The following is a 19,548-nucleotide window of genomic DNA, read 5'->3' as shown; positions in this document are numbered from 1 at the left end:
TGCCCTGTGGGCGACAAAAACGAAACGAGAGTCCAGCGCGAACATGACAGCTTCAGTAGTTGGTACGGAAACGGTCGAGACCGGCCAGTCCGGCTTGTTCGTTGTGGTGGTCGGGCCGCGTGGCGCAGGCACCGGATCGGTCTGTGCCACGCTGGCCGAGCTGCTGCGGTTGCGTGGCCAGACGGTGCAGGCTGTTACCGACCCCTCCAACATGGGATGGGGCCGGTTGCCGTACGCGGAGAAATCTCGACTGCACAGCAGGGCTGTGGCGCTACACCTGGCAGCTGGTCGGTACGCAAACTTGGCGAACGAGGTTGTACCAGCCCTGGAACGGGGCGCCTGGGTTGTGTCCAACGGGTACATACAGTCGTCGCTGGTTCTGGAGCAGTTTGCCGGGTTGTCAGTGGCCGAAACCTGGAGTTACAACCGGCACGTCCGGCAACCGGACCTGTCGGTCTATCTGCGGCGAGGAGCCGAGGCCATCGCGTTGCAGCGTGTCGGGGCAACGCGATTGTCCCGCCCAGAAGCGATCCAGGCGGCCGAGCGTGAACTGCGGCTGTACGGCGAAGCATGCGAGTTTTTGGAAGCTCGTGGCTGGCCACAGGAAGTGGTCAGGTGGCGCGGGCAGACTGCGGAACAGCTCGCTGAACGTATTGTGGCGCGGCTTGAGGCATTTGATCGTTGCCAAGGTGACAACTAGAGTGTCACGCTAGCCAATGAGTCCCCGTTAGCTCTCCCCGTGGCTGGCGGGGACGCTTCATGGACACGGAGGCATCTTTGTTCCACATGTCTCGGGCCGACCGCGACAACGAACAATTAGGCTTTAGCCTCTGAGTCACCGGGATCGTCGTCTTTTGATTCCTCTTCGCCGCGAATGTTCCGCATCGCTTGAATGACCTTATCTGAGATTTCCGCGTCGCTATCTCGATTACTAATCCCGGTTTCGACGACAGACCCATCTGGTCGCGTAATCTTGAGAACAATACGAGCTAGCGCACGACGGTCCCGTCTCTCCGCGATGAAACTCGCAAGGACGGTGATTGCCGAGCCAGCCGCGCCAGCAACGGCGAGTACAATCGGTATTAGCGCAAATGGCTCCGGCATCAGTCTCTCGCCGCCATTCTGATCAGAACACCACTTGCAAGTAAGGTCAAGGGAAAACAAGTCAATGAAGTTAAGGTTATAGCAAACGGAGATGCCCACGGTGCGAATACATAGCCGATGAGGTCAGCCCCGAAAGTGAGTAGCGTCGAAAAGCCAGCTAGAACTGTAAATCCAGCCGCACGCTCATTTTCCGACTGTTTGAACGGTGGCAGAAGTAACACAAAAAGCTCACCCATAGCACCGGCGGCAATGACGGCCCCAATAATCAAGAGTTCACTAATCGCGGGTTGATGGAGCTTGTCTGCACCTGGCACTACGCCATCACGATAGATCGCGATTAGTAGCGGTCCCAGCCCAAACACAACCCCAAAACCGAGCCACATCAGCACTTTTGTACGCGGCGACGTTCTCATCTGCGTAACCAACCCTTGCTGATCGTCTCGAACACCCGGAGTCCTCCAATATCCGGAAGATGTGAAGATCACAAACTCGAGTCGAGGTTGCAACGGCTATACTACCGCCAGTCACGTCGCGTCGTGGCTAGTTTGGTTCATCGAGGTGGAAGGTGCTGAAGTGCCAGCGTAGACGAGCCGCAGCGCCTCTTGAGTTGACCGGTAGACATGCCCAGGCCCTTGACTGTCTCAGTCGGACGCCAGTGCCGCTATCAGGAAGTATCTGGACAGTAATACGGCACAGCTTTCACCCCATGACCGGACAACCTGATGGCGTCGATCTGACGTTATCGTCAGAATTGCGTTCAATAAGCTTGCCCGTTAGGGCAAGAGAAGATAACGCATCTTCTTCAGATAGGTAGTTCTATCCTGCGGAAGGCTAGCCAATGCCTCAGCAAGCGCCTCCCACCTATCGAGGCGGCCAATCGACCGATAGGTCGCCACGATTTCTCTAAGCTTCCCCGAGTGCGGCTGGCCACGCAGTTGATCATAGATGCTGCTAATGCCCAAGAATTCCGCGTAGAGGTACGGGGACCCTAGGCGAATACCCAACGCTTCCGCCAGAAATTCATTCTGTCGCTTCCAGTTGACTACAATTGCAGGATCTCTTGAGAGCGATGTAGTCATTATCCGCATACGCTCGGCTAGTAAGGCAAATCTCGCCTGAGCGCGCCATGTACCCCGATGGAGCATGCGCAGATGATCTCTCTCATACCATTCGTCTATGATCCGGCGACCGACCTTGAACGCCTCACCGGAGCCGACCAAGAAGTAACAGAGAACCATATCCGCGTACAGTTCGTAGGTCTGTCGAAATCTCCCGACCTTGGTGTAGGCGGCCCTGCACCGGTCTATGTAAGAATAGGCTATCTTGAGTAGGCCATTGAGCCGTTCGGCATATGCTGCCTCGTACCCACTGTCCGGCCTGTGCTCGACGTAAAAACGCGTCGCCACTACGACCGCGCACCGTGCCTTGACGTAGTAGTAGCGGCCTTCAGTGAGGCAATCGTAGTAGTCGTTTGCCTTGGATGCCCATCGTTGATCCGCATAAGATTCGACAGTGCTCGCACGGTCTGGTTGCCCACTGATATGGCAATATTCCAAGTCAGCGATAAAGAGGCGAAATTGCTCTCGTATATATGCCCAACTACCGAGGTGATGTTCCGTGTAGGTCCAATGGGCTGCCGCTAGCGCCGCCTCCGCGTCGGACCACCGGCACTGCGCCACGTAGATTTCCGAAAGGAGCATCACACGTCTGACCAAAACGATGTTCGGAACGCTGCCCGACGGGCGGTATATTTCATCGAATACCTCGGAAAGCTCCAGGGCGTCCGTGTACCGACCATCATCAACGACGGCCTCAATCCATTCTAAGAGTCGTATTGGCCGAGGCGGGTTCAGCTTCCCAGGAACATCAGATTTTGCGCCGCAGATAACATTGACGTGCGCTATCGCCCGAGCGAACTCACTGCTTTGAAGCGCAGACATATGGTACTGCATCTTCAAATATTCAACGTACGCCTCGTACATATATGGCGCTCGCTGCCACGTTTGCTGGTCACCTAGTCCTGGATACAGTTTAGACGCCTGCGACGCCATTTCTGGGTCGCCGTTTTGAAGCGCTCCCTTGATCAAGAAGGCGAGCGTCGCCCCAAAGCCGACCTCCTGATACACGTCGTCGGCGCTGCCGTGCAGCCCACTGGCAAGCATGTATGCGTGAGGCAACCAGTGCATGTCCTCGTCAGAAATACTGTCAGGATCAAAGTATTCTTTCCGCGGATTTGACGCTAGCTGCGCTCCGAGAGACCCATGCAACTTAAGGCAGAGTTCAGTGCTGCGGCCCTCCTTCGTCAGGATTGAACGTAGGAGTTCTTGCGTCAGTGAATGCATAGAGAAGACTGCTCGGTGAACAGGCCGGAACCAGGATTGACGGCCGCTATCAGGCCGATCAACGCCGTCTTGCACGATGCTCCGGTTGATCAGATAGTACGACTGCAAGTCACGTTGGGCTGCTTGAAAGGCGACTGCTATCTCCGCGTCGTTCTCGGCATCACGGCATGAGCTGAAGGCTGCTTGCAATAGCGGTTCAGGAATAGCGGTAGGAGCTACGAATGCTGCTAGTTCAAGCAGCTTTGCAGCATCCGCATCAAGACTGCGGAGCCGGGTGAGGATCTGTTCGTAGATCCATGTCAGTGTCTTATCGACATCTTCGGCACTCTGAGCCTTCTTCAGGGTAGTTCCGACGTCGTGCTGGAGTGCTTCGCAGAACTGCTTGACCGTCATGTAACCGCCAGCCAACAGTCCGGTACAAGCGTGTTCGATAGCAAGCGGCCTAGCGCCAAGCGCGTCGACAATTCTCCTGACCTCTGAGAGCCTTGCAGGGCCGCCCAGGTTGCGCACCATCTGCACGGCTTCGTCGTCTTCCATTTCCCGTACGACGATGGACTCGCCCCGTCCCGGCGGCAATACGTTAGTGCGACTGGTGACGACCACCGTTGGCTTCACGGTCGGAGGCGCGAGTGCTTCTAGCAAACCGCGGTTAGCAATGTCGTCAAGAACCACAAAATCTGGCGCGGTGGGCGACGAGAGGTACGCAGCAAAGGCTAGCGTAATCTGCTCGGCAGTCAGATCGTATCCGGACACGACGCCGTTCTGCGCTAACAGACCCGCCATCTGACTCATAATCTGGCCGCCATTCAGGAAGAGCAGCGAACCGTTCCTACCCGCACGCCTGACGGTCAACTCTTGCGCAAGTCGCGACTTTCCATTGCCAGGCTCACCAACAAATGCCACGAGCTGTGTGCCGTCATCCAATAGTGTGTTGTAGCGTTCCTCGATTGCAGGACGATCAACAAACGCCGTATCGAATGCTGGTAGTGGCGGAAACTTGGCAACGGCCTGGTATTGCGGCCTGTCAGCCTGCGGTTTTGGAGACTCTTCTGCGACAGGCGCAACGGAATCCCGCGGTCGCTGTGGCTCGACAGATACGCTGAGCCGCCGTCTAAATCCTTCCATGGCTTCGTCGTCTTCGGTGAATGCATCGATGGCGCGTACGAAGGCGCGAAGACACAATTTTTCGTCAAGTCGCCGGCGGCTTATATCAAACCATTCACCAGCCAGTTCTTTTCTTTTGGTCTTATTTTCCTGCCGTCTGATGCCGGTCATTGCGGTTGCACGAGAGTAATCGTCGGGTGAGCTAGTAATCAGCCCGACCAATGCACCAGCGGTGAGTACCCATATAGCATCGTCGCCAAGACCGGCCTTGGCGTCAACGTAGGCTCGCTCTACCACCTCTCCCAGCAACATCTTCAGCGCCTCGCCACGCTTCTTGACATGGCCAGGAATGGGAGCGAGCAGATGCAGGCAGTCCGCCCCATGCCTTGACCACTCAAGCTTCCTGGTCTGCACCAGGACGGCCAGTTCAAGTAGCCGAGGGTCGTCCTCCTCTTCAGGCATGACAGAGGCTCCGATCTACGTCACGCTAGGCAACACTCACGCTACGTCTGATCATATCGCCCTGGACATTCTCGGCTATTTATGGCAGAATGTACCAATTAAGCATGTAGGCAAGATATGAGCGTTTCCTATAACAACGAAGCGGTTGTCGCGTTCCAAGATTTTGTGGCTCCTTATGACACCAGGAGTCGGCAGGACGATTACACCCTGCTTCAAGACTACTTGGTTGATTGGCTTGAGGCGGGTTCAGCCGTGGAGTACTCCGGCGGCAACTATGAAACCTTTCTCAAGGTTGCGCTCCACGTCGCTGATGCGGTCATGAAGGACCCATCGATTCTCGATTACCATCCGCCATCACCAGGACCATACCCGGATACACCGGAAGAACAGGCGGCCTGGGAAGCGGCCCGAGCTCCCATTTCGCGGCCGATTGAGGGCATCCTTGACCCCACCAAGCACAGTTACGACGCCTTCGACCGCCAGTGCTACGAGGTGGTCGCCTTCCGCCGATCGAACCGAGGTACGGGGGCGCTCTTCCTTGAGGCCACGGATCATCGCAAATGGGATCGACGTCGTCACGATTCCTAATTTTCGGCAAATCGGCCGTCTGATCCCGTCCTAAAAACGTCCAAGAAACGTCCGAAAACTGAGCAGGTTTCTGTCCAGAAATCCCGTGCGCCGACTTCTAGCGTCATCAGTGCCGCGGCAAATCCAGACCGAGTCCTAGGCTCCTCGGTCTCCTTCCATCCCTGGTTGGAGCTGATTTGCCATGTCTGACAGCAAAAATAACAAGCCCGACGACGACCAGCCTCGCAAGCGTCGCCGCCGTTCCAAGTGGGCCAGAGATCTTGAGCACCTGGTCCCAGGGGGCAAAGAACTGAGTGACGTTGAGCTGGAGCTTCGCATCCTGGATTTCTGGCGTCATCCGAACCGCAACCGGAAAGGCAAGTGACCGATATGTCCGGTGAACTGATCCCCCGCAGACGCACAACCCCTGTCCAGCGCGAGGCACAGGAGGCGACGGCCGGGCTGGTGGCCCGTGCTCGTGTCGAGCAGGCTGCCATCCGCGCGCAGTCGGCTGTGGCCGAATACGCCATGAGCGAGGTTACGTACCTCAAGCGGATCCAGGGCGAGCTGGAGCGGGCCTGCCCGGACGCAACGGATGCCCTGGCGCTCATCGCCAACGCAGCAGCCATGTCCATCGCACGGCAGGTACACCGCTTCGGAAGCGAGATCAGCTGATGGGGATGGCCCTGCTCGTCGTTGGCCTGATCCTGCTCGGCGTCGTTCTCGACCGGGTGTGGCTTGTGTGGCGGTACGCAGGCACGAGCGACCCGCTCTTCGATATCGAGGATGCCAAAGCCGACGCTGTGCGTGAGATCGCAGCTCGGAGGCGGCGGGCCGAAGAACAGATGCGTCGCGTGAGCTTCGAGACGTATCGCCGATGACGCGAAGCTGGAAAACGCAGCTTGCCCAAGCCGTAATTGGGCTGTTGGCGGTAGCCGTAGTGGCGCGGGTGGCTTGGGAGCTGCTCGCGCCGCTTATCCCGGTCCTGGTTGCGGGGCTTGTGCTGCTGGTCGTCTTTGGCCTGATCTTGGGGCGGCGGTCAAAGTGAGTACGCCGGAGCCCGTGTTCAGTGGTGTAGTCGCCGTCGTTATCCGTCGCGCCGTCACCACGGTGGCCTTCGTGATCGCCGGCCTAACCTTCACTTTTGGCTTCTTCAACGTCTACGAGCTGGGGGTGCGGCTGGGGGTGAGTGGTGTCATCGCCCCGCTTGTTGCACCGGCTGTTGACTTGTCCGTTTTGGCCCTACTCGCCGCGCTTCAATACTTGCGTGCACACGGGGTTGTGTCAGGGCTTGCGTGGCCCCGCATGCTGCTTGTTTTCTGCGGCATCGTCACGCTCGCCCTGAACACCGCCGAACCGGTCTTGGTCGGTGCGTACGGCAGGGCAGCCTTCGATGCGATCGCCCCGACCTTGCTGCTGGGCTGGGCAGAGACGGCCCCGCGGCTGCTTGGCCTGCTCCATAGTGCCGTCCCGGACCGTCCTGTGGTCCCGTCCCCGTCCGTCCTCGTTCGGGACGACCAGGCGGCCCTACCTACTCCAGAGCTGGTCGCTACGGCCCGCCAGCTCGACGAGGCGCACCAGGCCGAAACCGGCAAGCCGATCACCCGAGATGTGCTTCGCGCGAACCTGCGCGTCTCCAATGCTTTGACCGGGGCCGTACTGAGCGCCATCCGCGAACCAGCTGAAGCAGACGACGAGGCAGCGGAGTCTGCGGACTTGTCCACAGACTGACCCCTGATTCGCGCTACGGAACGCAATGTTCGGACTTGACGGTGACTTTAGTCATGGGCATAAGAAGACATAGGGGCTTGTAGCGCGGATCAGCTTCCACAGCACCCAAATCAGAGAACGGAGCTAAGCAGAAAGGGGAGGTCTATGCGCCAATGGCGACTGCATATTACAGGCGTACAACGCAAGTCCGTTGACGTTGACCTCCTCGTCCAGGCCGTCATCGCCCTGAGCGAAGTACTGGAACAAGCTAACGCCGAGTTGGCCGAGACTGCGTCGCACAGCCCTACCTCCCACGAGGACGAGGGAGAGCAGGCGGTATGACAATGGCTATATGGCTATTCATTGCCGGTATAAGCGTGCTGGGCCTAGTGCTAGCCGCTCGTTTGTGGGACATGGATGTTTGGCGTCGCTCGCTCGTCGCATATCGGCTGTACCCACCAGCAAGCCTCGGTGCCGCAGACGTCGAACAGTGGCTATCCGGCATCGCGGCACGGACACATCCGTCTATAAGCTTTGCCTTGTTGCCCTTGTCTCCGGTCGTTGTCGAGACCGTTGCCGACGTAGGCGGCATCGCGCACTACGTTCTGGTTCCGGAAGCTGCTGAGGCTGCGCTGTTAGCCAGTGTCCGCGCGGCCTTGCCTGGTGCCCGGCTCGAAGAAGCTCCGGCGTACCTGGAACGGCGGACAGCCTTTCGGCTTGGCGCGGAGCTGACCGTGACCACCACCAGGCGGCCGTTGGCGAGCGACCGCGGAGAAGCCACGAATGCAGCCCTGCTTGCTTCGCTCCAACCGTTGAGCGGTCGCGCCGAAATCCGCGTGCAATGGATCATGACCAGTGCTGGTACGCCGGCGCCAGTCCATACCGCCTCGGCAAAATCTGAGGATCGCTGGTGGAGCGGCTACCTGTTGGAAAGCACACCACCGCGTGATGCCGAAGCCGTTCGCGCTGCTCGGAAGAAGATGCAAGCACCCTTGCTTCGGATGGTCGCGCGTGTCGGCATCGCTGCTGACTCCACGGCTCAGGCTCGCAAACTTTTAGGTCGCGTCTGGAATACCTTTCACGGTGAGAATGCGACCGGTGTTCGGCTCCGGCGGCGGTTGTTGCCGGGCAGTCTGGTCGCGAAACGCGTTGTCAACCGGACGTTCCCGGTTACGCAGTGGCCGCTCATTCTCAATAGTGCCGAGAGTGCTGGCCTGCTGGGCTTGCCAGTCGGCGGCAAGCTACTCCCTGGTTTGTCCGTGGGCCGCGCACGACAACTACCGCCCACGCCGGGCATGCCGACGCAGGGCACCGTCGTTGGACTGTCCAACTATCCCGGTATGGCTAGTCGCCCCCTGGCGCTGCACACCATTGACCGGCTCCGGCACCTGCATCTCATCGCGCCAACCGGGGCAGGCAAGTCAACGCTCATCGCCAACATGGTGCTCCAAGACATCGCTCATGGGTACGGCGTTATCGTGATCGACCCAAAAGGCGGTCTGGACGAGATCATCGCTCGGATACCCGATGACCGCTTGGCCGACCTAGTTGTCCTCGATCCTTCGGCCACGCGCGATCACGTTGTTGGCTTCAATCCGCTGAACGTCGCCGCGTACGGTAGCGGCGCCCGTGAGCTGGTGGCGGATCACGTGCTGGGCATCTTTCACTCCATCTACCGGGATTTCTGGGGGCCTCGAACCGACGAGGTTCTTCGTGCCGCCTTGTTTTCGCTGACCCACACCAAAGCCCCGGACGGTTCAGCGTTTACGCTGCTTGAGGCGGTGGATCTCCTCACCAATCCTGCTTTGCGCCGCTACGTTGCCACACGGCCAACGCTCCCCGATCACCTGCGTTTGTTCTGGCAGCAGTTCGACGCGCTCAGCGACGACGCCCGTGCCCAAGTCATTGGCCCGGTACTCAACAAGCTGCGTGCCTTCTCAATGCGGACGCCGGTTCGCCTGTTGCTGGGCCAGAGTAGGGGCGTCCAGCTTGACGCACCCTTTGCCCGACGCAGCATCTTGCTGGTCTCCCTGGCCAAAGGACAACTTGGCAGCGAGGTCAGCAACCTGCTGGGATCACTGTTGGTATCAGCCATCTGGCAGCAAACGCTGGCGCGCGTCCGCATCCCGGCGGCCAAGCGTCGGCCGGTCTTCGCCTACTTTGACGAGTTCCAGGATATTGTCCGGCTCGGCGGCGGCCTGGAGCTTGCCGATGCCCTGGCTCAAGCGCGCAGTCTCGGGCTCGGGTTCACCCTGAGCCACCAGTTCATGAAACAGTTGCCCGAGGCGGTGCAGGACGCCGTACTTGGCACAGTTCGCAGTCAGCTCGCGTTTCAGGTGGATTACGCGGACGGTCAGCTGCTTGCCCGTCGCTACGCTCCCTTGACCGTTGACGACCTCACGGGCCTGAGCAGATACGAATTCGCGCTCCGGCCAGCTGTCAATGGCGTCACCCTGCGACCGGTCACCGGCACGACGATAGCGCTGCCGGTGACGAACGAAGACGCAGCTGCACGAGCAACGGCCAGCCGGACGCGCTTTGGCATCCCTCGACAAGACGTGGAACAGGCCATCCAGGCTCGTACGCAGATCACCCGAGAGGCTGGCCCTATTGGCCGCCGGATGCGAGGTGGTCAGCCGTGAACCGTGTTGGTATCGCTGTTGGCGTCGGTGTTGGGTTCACCGCTGACCACGAGTACGTAACGCCGCTGGTAGATGACGGATTCGCCGCCATAGCGACCGGGCAATGGTACGTCCTGCAAGGAGTTCCCCTATGAGGGCGGCGGCCAGCCAGCGGCAGCGTGTCCGTGAACAATATGTCGATTGGCTCAACGACCGGCTGTCATCTCGTGATCGCGCGATTCTCACGACTCTGGCTAAGATCCGCGTCGCCACCGGCGAACAGCTCGAACGCCTGCATTTTGCTGAGCTGGCAGGCCGTAGCCGAACGGTTGTGCGTTGGCGCGTGTTGAAGCGGCTCGTGGATTGGCGCGTCCTGGTGCCCTTGCAGCGGCGTATCGGCGGTTCATTGCACGGTTCGGCCAAGCTCGTCTTCGCCCTTGACACAGCGGGGCAGCGGTTGACGGCACACGAAGCCAGCCAACGCCGGCCGCGGTTGCCCGGTGAGCGGTTCTTGGCGCATACGCTCGATGTTAGTGAGCTGTATGTCCAATTGCGTGAGGCAGCACACAGCGATGGGTTTGAGGTGTCGGCGTTTCAGACTGAGCCTGGCTGTTGGGTAGCCGATGGCCTCGGTAGTTGGCTGAAGCCGGATGCCTATGCCGTGCTGAGTACCGAAACCCACGATGATGACTGGTGGTTGGAGATCGACCGCGCCACCGAGCATCTGCCAACGCTTCGGCGAAAGTTGGCGGCCTACGTGGACTTCGCGCGGCGCGGCCAACTGGCACCGAGCGGGGTCATGCCACGTGTCCTGGTGACTGTGCCTGACAAGGAACGACGTGAGGCTGTAGCCAGCCTGATTGACGGTTTTAGTGACCTTTTCGGGCTGGTACACGTGCAGTGCTTTAACACTGCTGCGAACTTTCTAAGTAAGACAACAAAACTGTAGACATTTCAGATGTTGTTGTGCATAAAACCCTTGACCATAGTCAAGAATCGGCGGACAATAGTAAGAAGTAAGCGGAGGGACCAATGCCAGATGAAGCTAGTTTGGGCGATGCGGCAAGCGCATTGGGAACGTTTATCCGCACCACACGTGAACGCCTAGGCGTCTCGCAAGCGCAGCTTGCAGCAAAAACCGGTATCGATCCGTCGTATTTGGCGCTGATCGAGGCTGGCAAGCGTGCCAAACCAGCTGCCGACATACTGCAACGCATCGCTGACGCCTTGCAGATTGACTCGGGTACGCTGCTTGCCTTTCTTGGCGTGCGGCAAGACCTGCCCGAACCACGGTTGTACCTTCGCCGGAAGTATGGCCTCAACAGCACAGAAGCTGATGCGCTCGCACAGCTTATCGAACATCAACTACAGAAACGGAAGGGGGATGCCGGTGACGACAAAGCCGACTAAGAAAGCAATGTGGGAACTCATAGATCAACTTCGTGCCATCGCACCGAAGCGGCCACTCACGTACGGCGAGTCATTGCAGCTGGCCCGTGTCCAAGCCGCTCGAGTGCGGGACTGGGCAAACGCTGCAACGACGGCTGATATCAACCTCATTTGGCTGGTCGACCAACAAGCCGTGCCGGTACATTTCGTGCCGAGCCACCGGCTTAACCAAGAAAGCGGCCTCACGACCGACTACATCGACAACCAGCTGCAAGTCTTCATTAACGAGAATGAACCCCCGCTGCGGCAGCGGTTCTCTCTCCTGCACGAGTTTAAGCACGTGCTTGATTTCAAAGATGCGTCGGTGTTGCATCAGCAACTTGGGTGTGGCAACGAAGACACACAAAAGAACCTGATCGAGGCCGTGGCCAACGACTTTGCCGCGCATGTCCTCATGCCGACCGCTTTGGTGAAGCGCCTGTGGTTAAAGACCACGAACCACGACGTACAGCTCATGGCAAACACGTTCTGTGTGTCCGTTGAGGCCATGTCGTACCGCCTAAAGAAACTCAACCTCACCAGCGACCCCAAGCCACGGCCGCGTGGGTACTTCCGTCGTTGTGGCTTACCGACCCTGAGTCAACCAGCGGGCTTGTCCTACCTGGCTGGCTAGCACCTTTACATCTTGGAGGCACTATGCCCAAGCGGTCGCCGGTCGAGCGCGTACGCCGTGCCGCTGGCCCAGCACTGCGCGCTGTTCTCTATTTACGGGTTTCCTCAAAGCGGCAGATGGATACTGACGCCGATATTGACCCTGACGGCAACTCGATCGACACCCAGCGCAAGGTCTGCGTCGAGCGCGCTCGCCAGCTTGGCGCAGTCATCGTTGACGAATACGTCGAGCCCGGCAACTCCGGACAGACCATCGCCAAGCGGCCAGTCTTCAGGGAGATGATGCGGCGCATCAAGGAACAACGAGACGTGGACTGCGTCATCATCTACATGCGCTCACGCGCTTTCCGCAACTACGTTGACGCCGGCAACACCAAAGTTGCGCTCAACCAACTTGACGTGAAGCTCATTTCTGCCAAGGAAAGCTTTGGCGACGGCATCATGGCCGAGGCTATGGAAGCCGTCACCGACGTGTTCAACTGGCTGCAAGTCCGCATGTCGGGTGAGGACATCAAGATCAAGATGGCCAATAAGGCACGCAACGGCGGCACGATCGGTCACGCCAAGGTCGGCTACCGCAACGAGCGCGTACTCATCGACGGTCGCAAGGTCAATACGATCGTGCTTGACCCTGAGCGGTCGCACTTCGTCACCATGGCGTTCGAACAGTTCGCTACCGGCAACGAGACAGTTGCCTCGCTTCGCGGCAAGCTCACGACTGCTGGCCTGCGGATGCCGCTAACCGGCAAAGGCGGCGGTGAACCAATCTCCCTGGAACGGCTGCGCAACCTGCTCCATGACCGCTACTACGTCGGCTACGTCACCTACGACGGTGTTGAGTACAAGGGCCGCCACCAGCCCTTGGTCACAGAGGAGCTGTTTACGCGCGTGCAGGAGATCCTGGCCTCACACTCCGGGGCCGGAACCCGGCAACGCAGCCACAACCACTACCTCAAGGGCACGCTGTGGTGCGGCCGGTGCAAGTACCGCCTGATCGTCCAACGAGCAGTCGGCCGGCTTGGCGGTGTCTATTACTACTTCTACTGCCGGGGTCGCCAGCAAGGGCTGTGCGACCTGCCGTATATCCCGGTCGAGGTGCTGGAGGATGCAGTCGTCAAGTACTACGCCGACGCCGTGAGCTTGCCTGACGAGTGGCTTGAGGCAGTACGGGCCGGAGTGGCGGAAGCGACCGCCGAGCACCACGGCCTGAGCGACACGCTACGTGAGCAGTACGCCAAGCGGCTCGATGCGCTCGACCGCAAGGAGAACTACTTCCTCGACCTAGCCGCCGAGCAAGACTGGCCCAAGGACAAGCTGCGCGCCAAGATCACGGCCATCCGCCAGGAGCGCACCGGCATCGAGCAAACGCTTGACCAGGCAGACCAGCACCTTGACCGGGGCCGCGAAGTCTTCGACCAGGCGCTTACCCTGTTACGGGAGCCGCACCGGGCCTATGCCCGCGGTGACGAAGCGGTGCGCTCGATCCTCAACCGCGCGTTCTTCACCCGGCTGTACGTCGATGGCGGCAAGATCGTGGATCACGAGATGGAGCCACCGTTCGACGCCATCACGTCGGGATACCGGACGTACGTCATCAGCCAAGGTGCATCGACTGGTCGCCGTGAACAGGCGACCACGCAGCGTATGGAGAGTGAGGTCGGCTCACCCGCCCCGACCCTTGCGGATCAGGGTTGGAGTAAGCCGTTCATGGTGGGCCCCCGGGGGATCGAACCCCGAACCCACGGATTAAAAGTCCGTTGCTCTGCCGATTGAGCTAGAGGCCCCACTGGACTCGGCATGCCACCGCGTCCACTGCAGAGGATAGCGTCTGGCCGCCGCCCCGACCGACACCGGATGCCACATCTCCGGTGGAGCAACCATCGCCTCAGTGTCAGCGCCGTGTCAGCACGGTGTCCGCGGGGCCGGCGAACGTGGCCGCACATCCAATGAGCCGACCATCCCGCTGAGGAGAAGAAATGGCCACCGCACAAACAAGTCGACCGAACCGGCTGGCGGACAAACTCCTGGCCGACCAGCATTCGCTCCCGCTGTCCATCGCGCTCCATCTCGTGCCCGGAGCCCTGGTCGTCGCGGCGTACTTTCTCGTCAATCCGCTCGTCCATGCCGCCGGCTGTCCGTCGTTTCTCAGTTGGGCAATCGCCTTGTGCGTAATCCTCGGGCCGGTGCTGGTCGGTCTGCTGTGGCTGGGGCGCCGGCGCAATGGCCGGTACTCGCTCCGAGGAGTGCTGAAATACCTGGACAAACCGGTCTCGCGTGGGAAGCTCGTCGCGATCGTCGCGGCCCTCATCGTGTGGTTCGTGGTGGTTTCGTTGGCGCTCACGGTCCTGGACAACGCGATCTACCAGGCGTTTTTCACCTGGTTGCCGTTTGACGGAGCAGGCTCGGCCACCGGATATCTGGCCGGTTATCCGCGCTCGACCATCATCGCCACGCTGGCGGTCTGTCTTCCGCTGACCGGTTTCGCCCTGCCTCTCATCGAGGAGCTCTACTTCCGCGGCTTCCTGTTGCCGCGCCTCCCCCAGTTGGGCCGCTGGGCGCCGCTGGTCAACACGGTGCTGTTCTCGCTCTACCACTTCTGGTCGCCGTGGGGTTTCGTCTCGAGGGTGATCTTCTTCCTGCCGGGGCCGTTGCTCGTCTGGTGGAAGAAGGATCTGCGGCTGTCGATCGGGATGCACCCTGGTACGACCCTGCTCCTGACGGCGGGCGGCCTTGTCGCGCTCGCGTTCAACCTCGCGCCGGGGCTCACGTCCTGACCGCGTTTTAGCGGTACGAAGCAGTGGCACGAATCCGTGATGTCCCCGCTCCGGCCTCCGCATACCTTCGTTAACAGCACAGGAATGCGTCACGAGGACATGAACCAGGAGGACGGCCGTGGAGGTCGCAGGCAACCCCAACCAGGCCCACGCCGCCGGCCAGCAGACCCAGACCGCGGCGGAGGCCGGAAACGCGGTGAAGTCGCAGTTCAGCGCGGCCGCGCAGGCGTGCGCCAGCGCGGCCAAGGAAGCCAGCCTTCCTGGCGCGTACACCGGCTACGAGTCCCATTTCGTCAACCGGCTGGTCAAGATCATCCAGCTGGCCGAGAACGCCGGCATCAACATCCAGACCGGCGCGGCCGCCCTGGTGAACACCGACAACCAGACCGCGAGCGGTTTCCAGCAGAGCCAGGCGGCGATTCCGCCGATCAACCGTGGCGCCGGTGGCCGGCGCGCCTACTGACGACGACCGAATCTGTTGATGGAGAAAGAACATGGCCGCGACACCTGACATCCCCGACACCCAAGCCGATCCCGGTACGATCACCGCTGGCGCCGTGCAGCTCAACTCGGTCGCGGCCACCGTCACGGGCCACGGCGGCGACGTGTACGCGGCGATCAGCTCCGCCGCGCTGTCCTTCTCCGACATCGTCTCCGGGCCGATCAAGGACCTGGCCGGCAAGAACCTGGCCGACTGGGAGTCGGCGTTCCAGGGCATCACGTACGGCGCCAGCGTCACCACCTACTGGTCGCAGAACGTGCAGCAGTTCAAGAACGAGCGCAACGCCCTGGTGACCGAGTGGGAACAGGCGCTCGGCAACTCCTTCGGCGTCCACCAGCCGTACGTGCCCGGTGGCGCCACGCAGGAACAGGCGCAGGAGACCATCAACAGCTACAACCAGCAGGTCGCCAGCGCGCAGAACGCCAAGGCCGCCGACATCACCAACCGGGCGCACCAGCTGCTGGAGAAGCTGCGCGGTTGGGCCAACGACCGCGCGAGCCAGATCCAGCGCGACCCGACCGAGTCCGACCTGCAGCAGCTGGCGCAGGCCGGTGCGCTGTCGTGGGGCGCGTACGTGGCCTTCGGCAAGCAGACCGACCCGTCGATCGCACCGCCGGTCACGCCGGCCGACGGACAGCGCGCGGCGGAGATCATCAAGAACGGTGGCACCCTCGCGGAGCGCGACTGGGCCCGCCGGGTCCTCGGCCTGGTCAACGCGCACGCGAAGTACGCGCTCGCGCATCCGGGTCAGAAGCTCAGCGGCGGCGAGCTCGGCTTCCTGCGCGGGTTGTGGGGTGTGCTCGGCAAGGACCTGACGCTGCTCGGCGACCGCAACGGTCCGCAAAGCTTCCTGCCTGACCTTGGCGACAGCCTGTTGGCGCTGTCCAACGAGAAAATCGGCGGCGGGTTCGACCAGCTGCCGCCGGAGATCCGCAGCCTGGTGCACGACTCGGCGATCACCAGCTCCGACTCGCAGGTCGCTCCGGACGCCAACGTCACCACCTACAGCATCAACCGGGAAGGCGAGTGGAAGGGGCTCATCGCTCTGTTCGCCGGCTCCACCATCGAAGGCGGCAAGCAGTTCTCGACCGACCTCACCTACCGGGTCAACGAGATCGCCGCCACGTACGACCGGGTCCACGACACGGCCTCCGGTGTCACGGTCAACTCATCCGGCCTGCTCGACGACCGCGGACAGCTGGTGGACGGCCTGCAGTACGTCCTCAACACCTCGACGCGTAACCACGACGCCAACTACGACATCATCACCGGCAAGCAGGGTCACGAGATCATCACCCGGCTGACCAACTACAACTGGAACGACGACGGCGCGGCCGCCAGCGGCCTGGTCAACTGGATCGCCACCGACGCTCAGGCGCCGCACGACAGCGACACCTGGAAGCACGCCCGCGACGCGGCACTGGTAGTCATCGACACGGCTGGCGACGACAAGAGCTACCAGACCTTCATCGACGGCACGACGAACAACCCGCACCTGGCCCGCGCGTACGCCGATGTCGCCGGGTCCTACCTGTCGGACTTCTCCGAGAAGTCGCCGGACGGTGACAGCCGGGTCGAGGGCGACGGCTCGCTGGCGCTGTCCACCCAGGACCGGGCCCGCTTCCTCGGCCTGGTCGCCACGGACAAGACCGCGCTGACTGGCCTCGCCGTCAAGGTCGGCAATTACGACGCTCAGCTGCTGGACGAATACCGCGGAGCCGACCCCACCCGAAAGGCGGAGCTGGTCGAGCGGATCAGCATCCTGGACGGTCAGGTCGCCGCCGCGCCGGCTCAGCTGAACGCTCACAACGACGCGAAGGCCGCGCTCGACTACCGCGAGACCCTCTACTACATCGGCGCCGGCAAGTCACTGGCGCAGACCCTGGCCGGCACTCTGCCGGGGGTCGGATCCATCGCCTCGCTGACGGTCGGTCAGATCACCGACCACCTCGTGCAGTACAACTTCCCGCCGCCAACCGGCCACCAGCTGGACCTCAACAACCCCTTCAACCAGCAGGGCGGCCAAGAGGTCACGGCGGCGTACGACTACGCGAGCTCGCTGGTGCGTTCCGGTCACGTTCCCCCGGAGCTGGCACCGTTCGTCACAGACGGACACCTGGTGTCGCGGGACGCGCTGGCGGACCCGTCGGTCAAGCAGAATCTGGTCAATGCCGTACGCCAGGCCGGCGGTTCGCCATACATCGACACGTACGCGGCGAAGGCCTACGACGCCTACCAGAAGGCGAGCCAGGTCAAGATCTGAGCCGCACCGATAGCGGCCGACATAGCCAGAAATTAGGGACTTGTTAGCGGCCGTCGCGATCATCTCCTTCTGTCAGCGGCACCCGACAGAAGGAGATGACGTGCTCCATCGCAAACTGCTCGGACTGGTGTTGGTCGCCGGTGTCATAGGTGCTTTCGCCGCAACGACGACCGCACAGGCCACCACGGTGGCCAAGGAAACGCCGGCACAGAAGGCAAACCGGCTGGCCAGGCCGTGCGTGAAAACCGGCGTGACGGGTGCCGAGATCAGCTGCATCGCCAGAAGCCAGAACGGCATGAAGGAGTGGGGAAACAACTGCAATCCCTACACCACCAGGTGCGAGGCGTGGTGCGGTGACTTTGCCGCCTGGGTGATGGTCAAGGCCGGCGGCAGGGCGCCGAGCGGCTATCCGGCGGCCGCGTCGTGGCGGAAGTGGACGCGGGTCAGCACGCCAAAAGCCGGTGACGTGGCCGTACAGTCCACCGGCCACCACGTGGAGGTCGTCGTCGGCGTGTCCAGGTCAGGCGGCAGGCTCGTGGTCGCCAGCGTTGGCGGCAACTCCGGCAACAAGGTGACCTATCACTCCAACAACAGCTATGCGAGCTGGACCTACCACGACAATCCGGCCTTCTGAGAGACTGTTGGGGAACTGAGCCTCAGCGCGTACGGAGCCAGTCGCGGTAATGCGTCGGCGCGATCCGCGCACCTTCGGTCGTGGTCAGCACGTCACCCTTGACAGCGGCGAACATGCCGGCGGTGTCGTCGACCACGACCGTACGGCCGTCGCCGGTGACCTCCAGGAAGACACGGCCGAGCTCGTCGAGCGTGAACACGTCCGGGCCGCCGGTGTTGAGCGTCCCGCCGGGCCGTTCCGCGGCGGCGTACGCGACGGCGTCGGCGACCTCGGCGGAGGCGATCGGCTGGATCGGCGTGGCCGGCAGGCGCACGACGTCACCGTCGGTGGTCCAGTCGAGCACCGCGGGCACGAACTCCATGAACTGTGTGGCACGTACGATCGTCGACGGCACCGGCCCGGCCTTGACCAGGTCCTCCTGCAGCGTCTTGGCGCGGTAGTACGCGAGATCCGGCACCTGGTCGACGCCGACGATCGACAGCGCCACCGCGTGTCCGACGCCGGCCCTGTCCGCGGCCGGCAGCAGATTTCCCACAGCCGTACGGAAAAAGTCGAGCGACGCCTCGTCGAAGGTCGGCGAGTTGGACACGTCGACGACCACGTCCGCGCCGGTCAGCGCCTGGTCGAGTCCCGCGCCGGTGAGCAGGTCGATCCCGGTCTGCCGCGAGTGACCGGTGGCCTGATGACCGGCCGCGTTGAGCTTCTGGATGACCTGCGTGCCGATCAGGCCGGTGCCGACAACCGCGATCTTCATGATCAGCTCCAAACTCGGATGGATTCTGTCCGAGATAATACTCGGACAATTGCTGTCCGAGTCAAGTACACTGGGGCCGTGAAGTTGTCCGGTGGCGTCGAGTCGGCCCTGCACTGCTGCGTGGTGCTCACCACGGCACCGGAGCCGGTGCCGGCGACACGGCTGGCCGAGCTGCACGGCGTATCGGCGACTTATCTGGCAAAACAGCTGCAGACGCTGTCCCGCGCCGCTCTTGTCCAGTCGGTGCAAGGAAAATCCGGCGGCTACACGTTGACCCGGTCCGCCGAGCAGATCACCGTGCTCGACGTGGTGGAGGCGGTCGAAGGACCCGGGTCGACGTTTGTCTGTACGGAAATCCGCCAGCGTGGACCGCTGGCGGCGCCGCCGGACGCCTGCACGGCTCCATGCGCGATCGCACGTACGATGCACGCCGCCGACCGCGCCTGGCGCGCGGCCCTCCGCGGCGTCACCATCGCCGACCTGGGCCGGATGGTCGGCCAGGATTACGACACGGACGTGCTGACTCAGGTGCGGAAATGGCTCCAATCCTGACAAACGGGTGACCACCAAGAAACTCCAAAGAACTCGGCAACCTTGCCTGACTCTGATACGTCTAATGCGTGGAGTCCGACAGCGTCGTCGGCGCGGAA

Annotated in this window: 18 protein-coding genes, 1 tRNA gene and 1 pseudogene; 16 read left to right on the top strand and 4 right to left on the bottom strand. The window is 61.6% G+C overall.

Annotation, left to right across the window (positions count from 1 at the left end; all coding sequences use genetic code 11):
* Positions 1–43: 43 nt before the first annotated feature.
* Positions 44–700 carry a dTMP kinase gene (locus GNX95_RS41040; protein ID WP_163513558.1) on the top strand — a complete coding sequence of 219 codons (657 nt, stop codon included), beginning with the start codon at positions 44–46 and terminating at the stop codon, positions 698–700.
* Positions 701–1,103: 403 nt separating this feature from the next.
* Here GNX95_RS41040 and GNX95_RS41035 read toward each other — a convergent pair whose 3' ends face one another.
* Both GNX95_RS41035 and GNX95_RS41030 read right to left on the bottom strand, forming a co-directional pair.
* On the bottom strand, positions 1,104–1,517 hold the full coding sequence (locus tag GNX95_RS41035; RefSeq protein ID WP_163513557.1) for a hypothetical protein: 414 nt from the start codon (positions 1,515–1,517) through the stop codon (positions 1,104–1,106).
* A 360-nt stretch (positions 1,518–1,877) separates the two neighbouring features.
* Complete coding sequence (locus tag GNX95_RS41030) at positions 1,878–5,012, bottom strand: ATP-binding protein (protein WP_163513556.1); 3,135 nt, start codon at positions 5,010–5,012, stop codon at positions 1,878–1,880.
* Between the two features lie 117 nt (positions 5,013–5,129).
* On the opposite strand from GNX95_RS41030, the gene GNX95_RS41025 reads away from it, so the two are divergent.
* From GNX95_RS41025 to GNX95_RS44585, 10 genes and pseudogenes are all read left to right on the top strand, one after another.
* Positions 5,130–5,600, top strand: a complete 471-nt coding sequence (locus GNX95_RS41025; protein ID WP_163513555.1) for a hypothetical protein — start codon at positions 5,130–5,132, stop codon at positions 5,598–5,600.
* A gap of 181 nt (positions 5,601–5,781) precedes the next feature.
* Complete coding sequence (locus GNX95_RS41020; RefSeq protein WP_163513554.1) at positions 5,782–5,964, top strand: hypothetical protein; 183 nt, start codon at positions 5,782–5,784, stop codon at positions 5,962–5,964.
* A 5-nt stretch (positions 5,965–5,969) separates the two neighbouring features.
* The gene (locus tag GNX95_RS41015) at positions 5,970–6,254 is read left to right on the top strand and encodes a hypothetical protein (protein WP_163513553.1); all 285 of its coding nucleotides are present in this window, start codon (positions 5,970–5,972) and stop codon (positions 6,252–6,254) included.
* A gap of 5 nt (positions 6,255–6,259) precedes the next feature.
* Positions 6,260–6,460, top strand: a complete 201-nt coding sequence (locus tag GNX95_RS41010) for a hypothetical protein (protein WP_163513552.1) — start codon at positions 6,260–6,262, stop codon at positions 6,458–6,460.
* Between the two features lie 163 nt (positions 6,461–6,623).
* Positions 6,624–7,310 carry a SpdA protein gene (locus tag GNX95_RS41005; RefSeq protein ID WP_163513551.1) on the top strand — a complete coding sequence of 229 codons (687 nt, stop codon included), beginning with the start codon at positions 6,624–6,626 and terminating at the stop codon, positions 7,308–7,310.
* A 392-nt stretch (positions 7,311–7,702) separates the two neighbouring features.
* The gene (locus GNX95_RS41000; RefSeq protein ID WP_222854310.1) at positions 7,703–9,931 is read left to right on the top strand and encodes a type IV secretory system conjugative DNA transfer family protein; all 2,229 of its coding nucleotides are present in this window, start codon (positions 7,703–7,705) and stop codon (positions 9,929–9,931) included.
* A gap of 130 nt (positions 9,932–10,061) precedes the next feature.
* Positions 10,062–10,859 (top strand): replication-relaxation family protein, encoded by a 798-nt coding sequence (locus GNX95_RS40995; RefSeq protein ID WP_163513549.1) that lies wholly within the window; start codon positions 10,062–10,064, stop codon positions 10,857–10,859.
* A gap of 83 nt (positions 10,860–10,942) precedes the next feature.
* Positions 10,943–11,320, top strand: coding sequence for a helix-turn-helix domain-containing protein (locus GNX95_RS40990; protein WP_163513548.1), 378 nt, complete (start codon positions 10,943–10,945; stop codon positions 11,318–11,320).
* The gene (locus GNX95_RS40985) at positions 11,295–11,972 is read left to right on the top strand and encodes an ImmA/IrrE family metallo-endopeptidase (protein ID WP_163513547.1); all 678 of its coding nucleotides are present in this window, start codon (positions 11,295–11,297) and stop codon (positions 11,970–11,972) included. Before GNX95_RS40990 ends, GNX95_RS40985 begins: the two co-directional genes overlap by 26 nt.
* A 23-nt stretch (positions 11,973–11,995) precedes the next feature.
* A pseudogene (locus GNX95_RS44585) lies at positions 11,996–13,084 on the top strand (recombinase family protein); the annotation flags it as partial.
* A 595-nt stretch (positions 13,085–13,679) separates the two neighbouring features.
* Here GNX95_RS44585 and GNX95_RS40970 read toward each other — a convergent pair.
* Positions 13,680–13,755, bottom strand: a tRNA-Lys gene (locus GNX95_RS40970).
* A gap of 192 nt (positions 13,756–13,947) precedes the next feature.
* Here GNX95_RS40970 and GNX95_RS40965 point away from each other — a divergent pair.
* From GNX95_RS40965 to GNX95_RS40950, 4 genes are all read left to right on the top strand, one after another.
* The gene (locus tag GNX95_RS40965) at positions 13,948–14,745 is read left to right on the top strand and encodes a CPBP family intramembrane glutamic endopeptidase (protein ID WP_163513546.1); all 798 of its coding nucleotides are present in this window, start codon (positions 13,948–13,950) and stop codon (positions 14,743–14,745) included.
* Between the two features lie 118 nt (positions 14,746–14,863).
* The gene (locus GNX95_RS40960; RefSeq protein WP_163513545.1) at positions 14,864–15,208 is read left to right on the top strand and encodes a hypothetical protein; all 345 of its coding nucleotides are present in this window, start codon (positions 14,864–14,866) and stop codon (positions 15,206–15,208) included.
* 31 nt (positions 15,209–15,239) lie between these two features.
* Entirely contained in the window at positions 15,240–17,510 is a 2,271-nt protein-coding gene (locus tag GNX95_RS40955) for a TPR repeat domain-containing protein (protein WP_163513544.1), read from the top strand.
* 100 nt (positions 17,511–17,610) lie between these two features.
* The gene (locus GNX95_RS40950; protein WP_163513543.1) at positions 17,611–18,144 is read left to right on the top strand and encodes a CHAP domain-containing protein; all 534 of its coding nucleotides are present in this window, start codon (positions 17,611–17,613) and stop codon (positions 18,142–18,144) included.
* A 22-nt stretch (positions 18,145–18,166) separates the two neighbouring features.
* Here GNX95_RS40950 and GNX95_RS40945 read toward each other — a convergent pair whose 3' ends face one another.
* Positions 18,167–18,898 (bottom strand): SDR family oxidoreductase, encoded by a 732-nt coding sequence (locus tag GNX95_RS40945; RefSeq protein ID WP_163513542.1) that lies wholly within the window; start codon positions 18,896–18,898, stop codon positions 18,167–18,169.
* Between the two features lie 78 nt (positions 18,899–18,976).
* Between GNX95_RS40945 and GNX95_RS40940 the strand changes: the two genes are divergently transcribed.
* Positions 18,977–19,450, top strand: a complete 474-nt coding sequence (locus tag GNX95_RS40940) for an RrF2 family transcriptional regulator (RefSeq protein ID WP_163513541.1) — start codon at positions 18,977–18,979, stop codon at positions 19,448–19,450.
* Positions 19,451–19,548: the final 98 nt, after the last annotated feature.

The organism is Fodinicola acaciae (assembly GCF_010993745.1).
Taxonomy (GTDB): domain Bacteria; phylum Actinomycetota; class Actinomycetes; order Mycobacteriales; family HKI-0501; genus Fodinicola; species Fodinicola acaciae.
Note: the sequence above shows the minus strand (reverse complement) of the source record. Positions and strands in the feature narration are given on the sequence as shown.

Excerpts from the sequence above, each read along its gene's own strand:
- GNX95_RS41040 (WP_163513558.1), top strand. The coding sequence starts at position 44 with ATGACAGCTTCAGTAGTTGGTACGGAAACGGTCGAGACCGGCCAGTCC.
- GNX95_RS41035 (WP_163513557.1), bottom strand. The coding sequence starts at position 1,517 with ATGAGAACGTCGCCGCGTACAAAAGTGCTGATGTGGCTCGGTTTTGGG.
- GNX95_RS41030 (WP_163513556.1), bottom strand. The coding sequence starts at position 5,012 with ATGCCTGAAGAGGAGGACGACCCTCGGCTACTTGAACTGGCCGTCCTG.
- GNX95_RS41025 (WP_163513555.1), top strand. The coding sequence starts at position 5,130 with ATGAGCGTTTCCTATAACAACGAAGCGGTTGTCGCGTTCCAAGATTTT.
- GNX95_RS41020 (WP_163513554.1), top strand. The coding sequence starts at position 5,782 with ATGTCTGACAGCAAAAATAACAAGCCCGACGACGACCAGCCTCGCAAG.
- GNX95_RS41015 (WP_163513553.1), top strand. The coding sequence starts at position 5,970 with ATGTCCGGTGAACTGATCCCCCGCAGACGCACAACCCCTGTCCAGCGC.
- GNX95_RS41010 (WP_163513552.1), top strand. The coding sequence starts at position 6,260 with ATGGCCCTGCTCGTCGTTGGCCTGATCCTGCTCGGCGTCGTTCTCGAC.
- GNX95_RS41000 (WP_222854310.1), top strand. The coding sequence starts at position 7,703 with ATGGATGTTTGGCGTCGCTCGCTCGTCGCATATCGGCTGTACCCACCA.
- GNX95_RS40995 (WP_163513549.1), top strand. The coding sequence starts at position 10,062 with ATGAGGGCGGCGGCCAGCCAGCGGCAGCGTGTCCGTGAACAATATGTC.
- GNX95_RS40990 (WP_163513548.1), top strand. The coding sequence starts at position 10,943 with ATGCCAGATGAAGCTAGTTTGGGCGATGCGGCAAGCGCATTGGGAACG.
- GNX95_RS40985 (WP_163513547.1), top strand. The coding sequence starts at position 11,295 with ATGCCGGTGACGACAAAGCCGACTAAGAAAGCAATGTGGGAACTCATA.
- GNX95_RS40965 (WP_163513546.1), top strand. The coding sequence starts at position 13,948 with ATGGCCACCGCACAAACAAGTCGACCGAACCGGCTGGCGGACAAACTC.
- GNX95_RS40955 (WP_163513544.1), top strand. The coding sequence starts at position 15,240 with ATGGCCGCGACACCTGACATCCCCGACACCCAAGCCGATCCCGGTACG.
- GNX95_RS40945 (WP_163513542.1), bottom strand. The coding sequence starts at position 18,898 with ATGAAGATCGCGGTTGTCGGCACCGGCCTGATCGGCACGCAGGTCATC.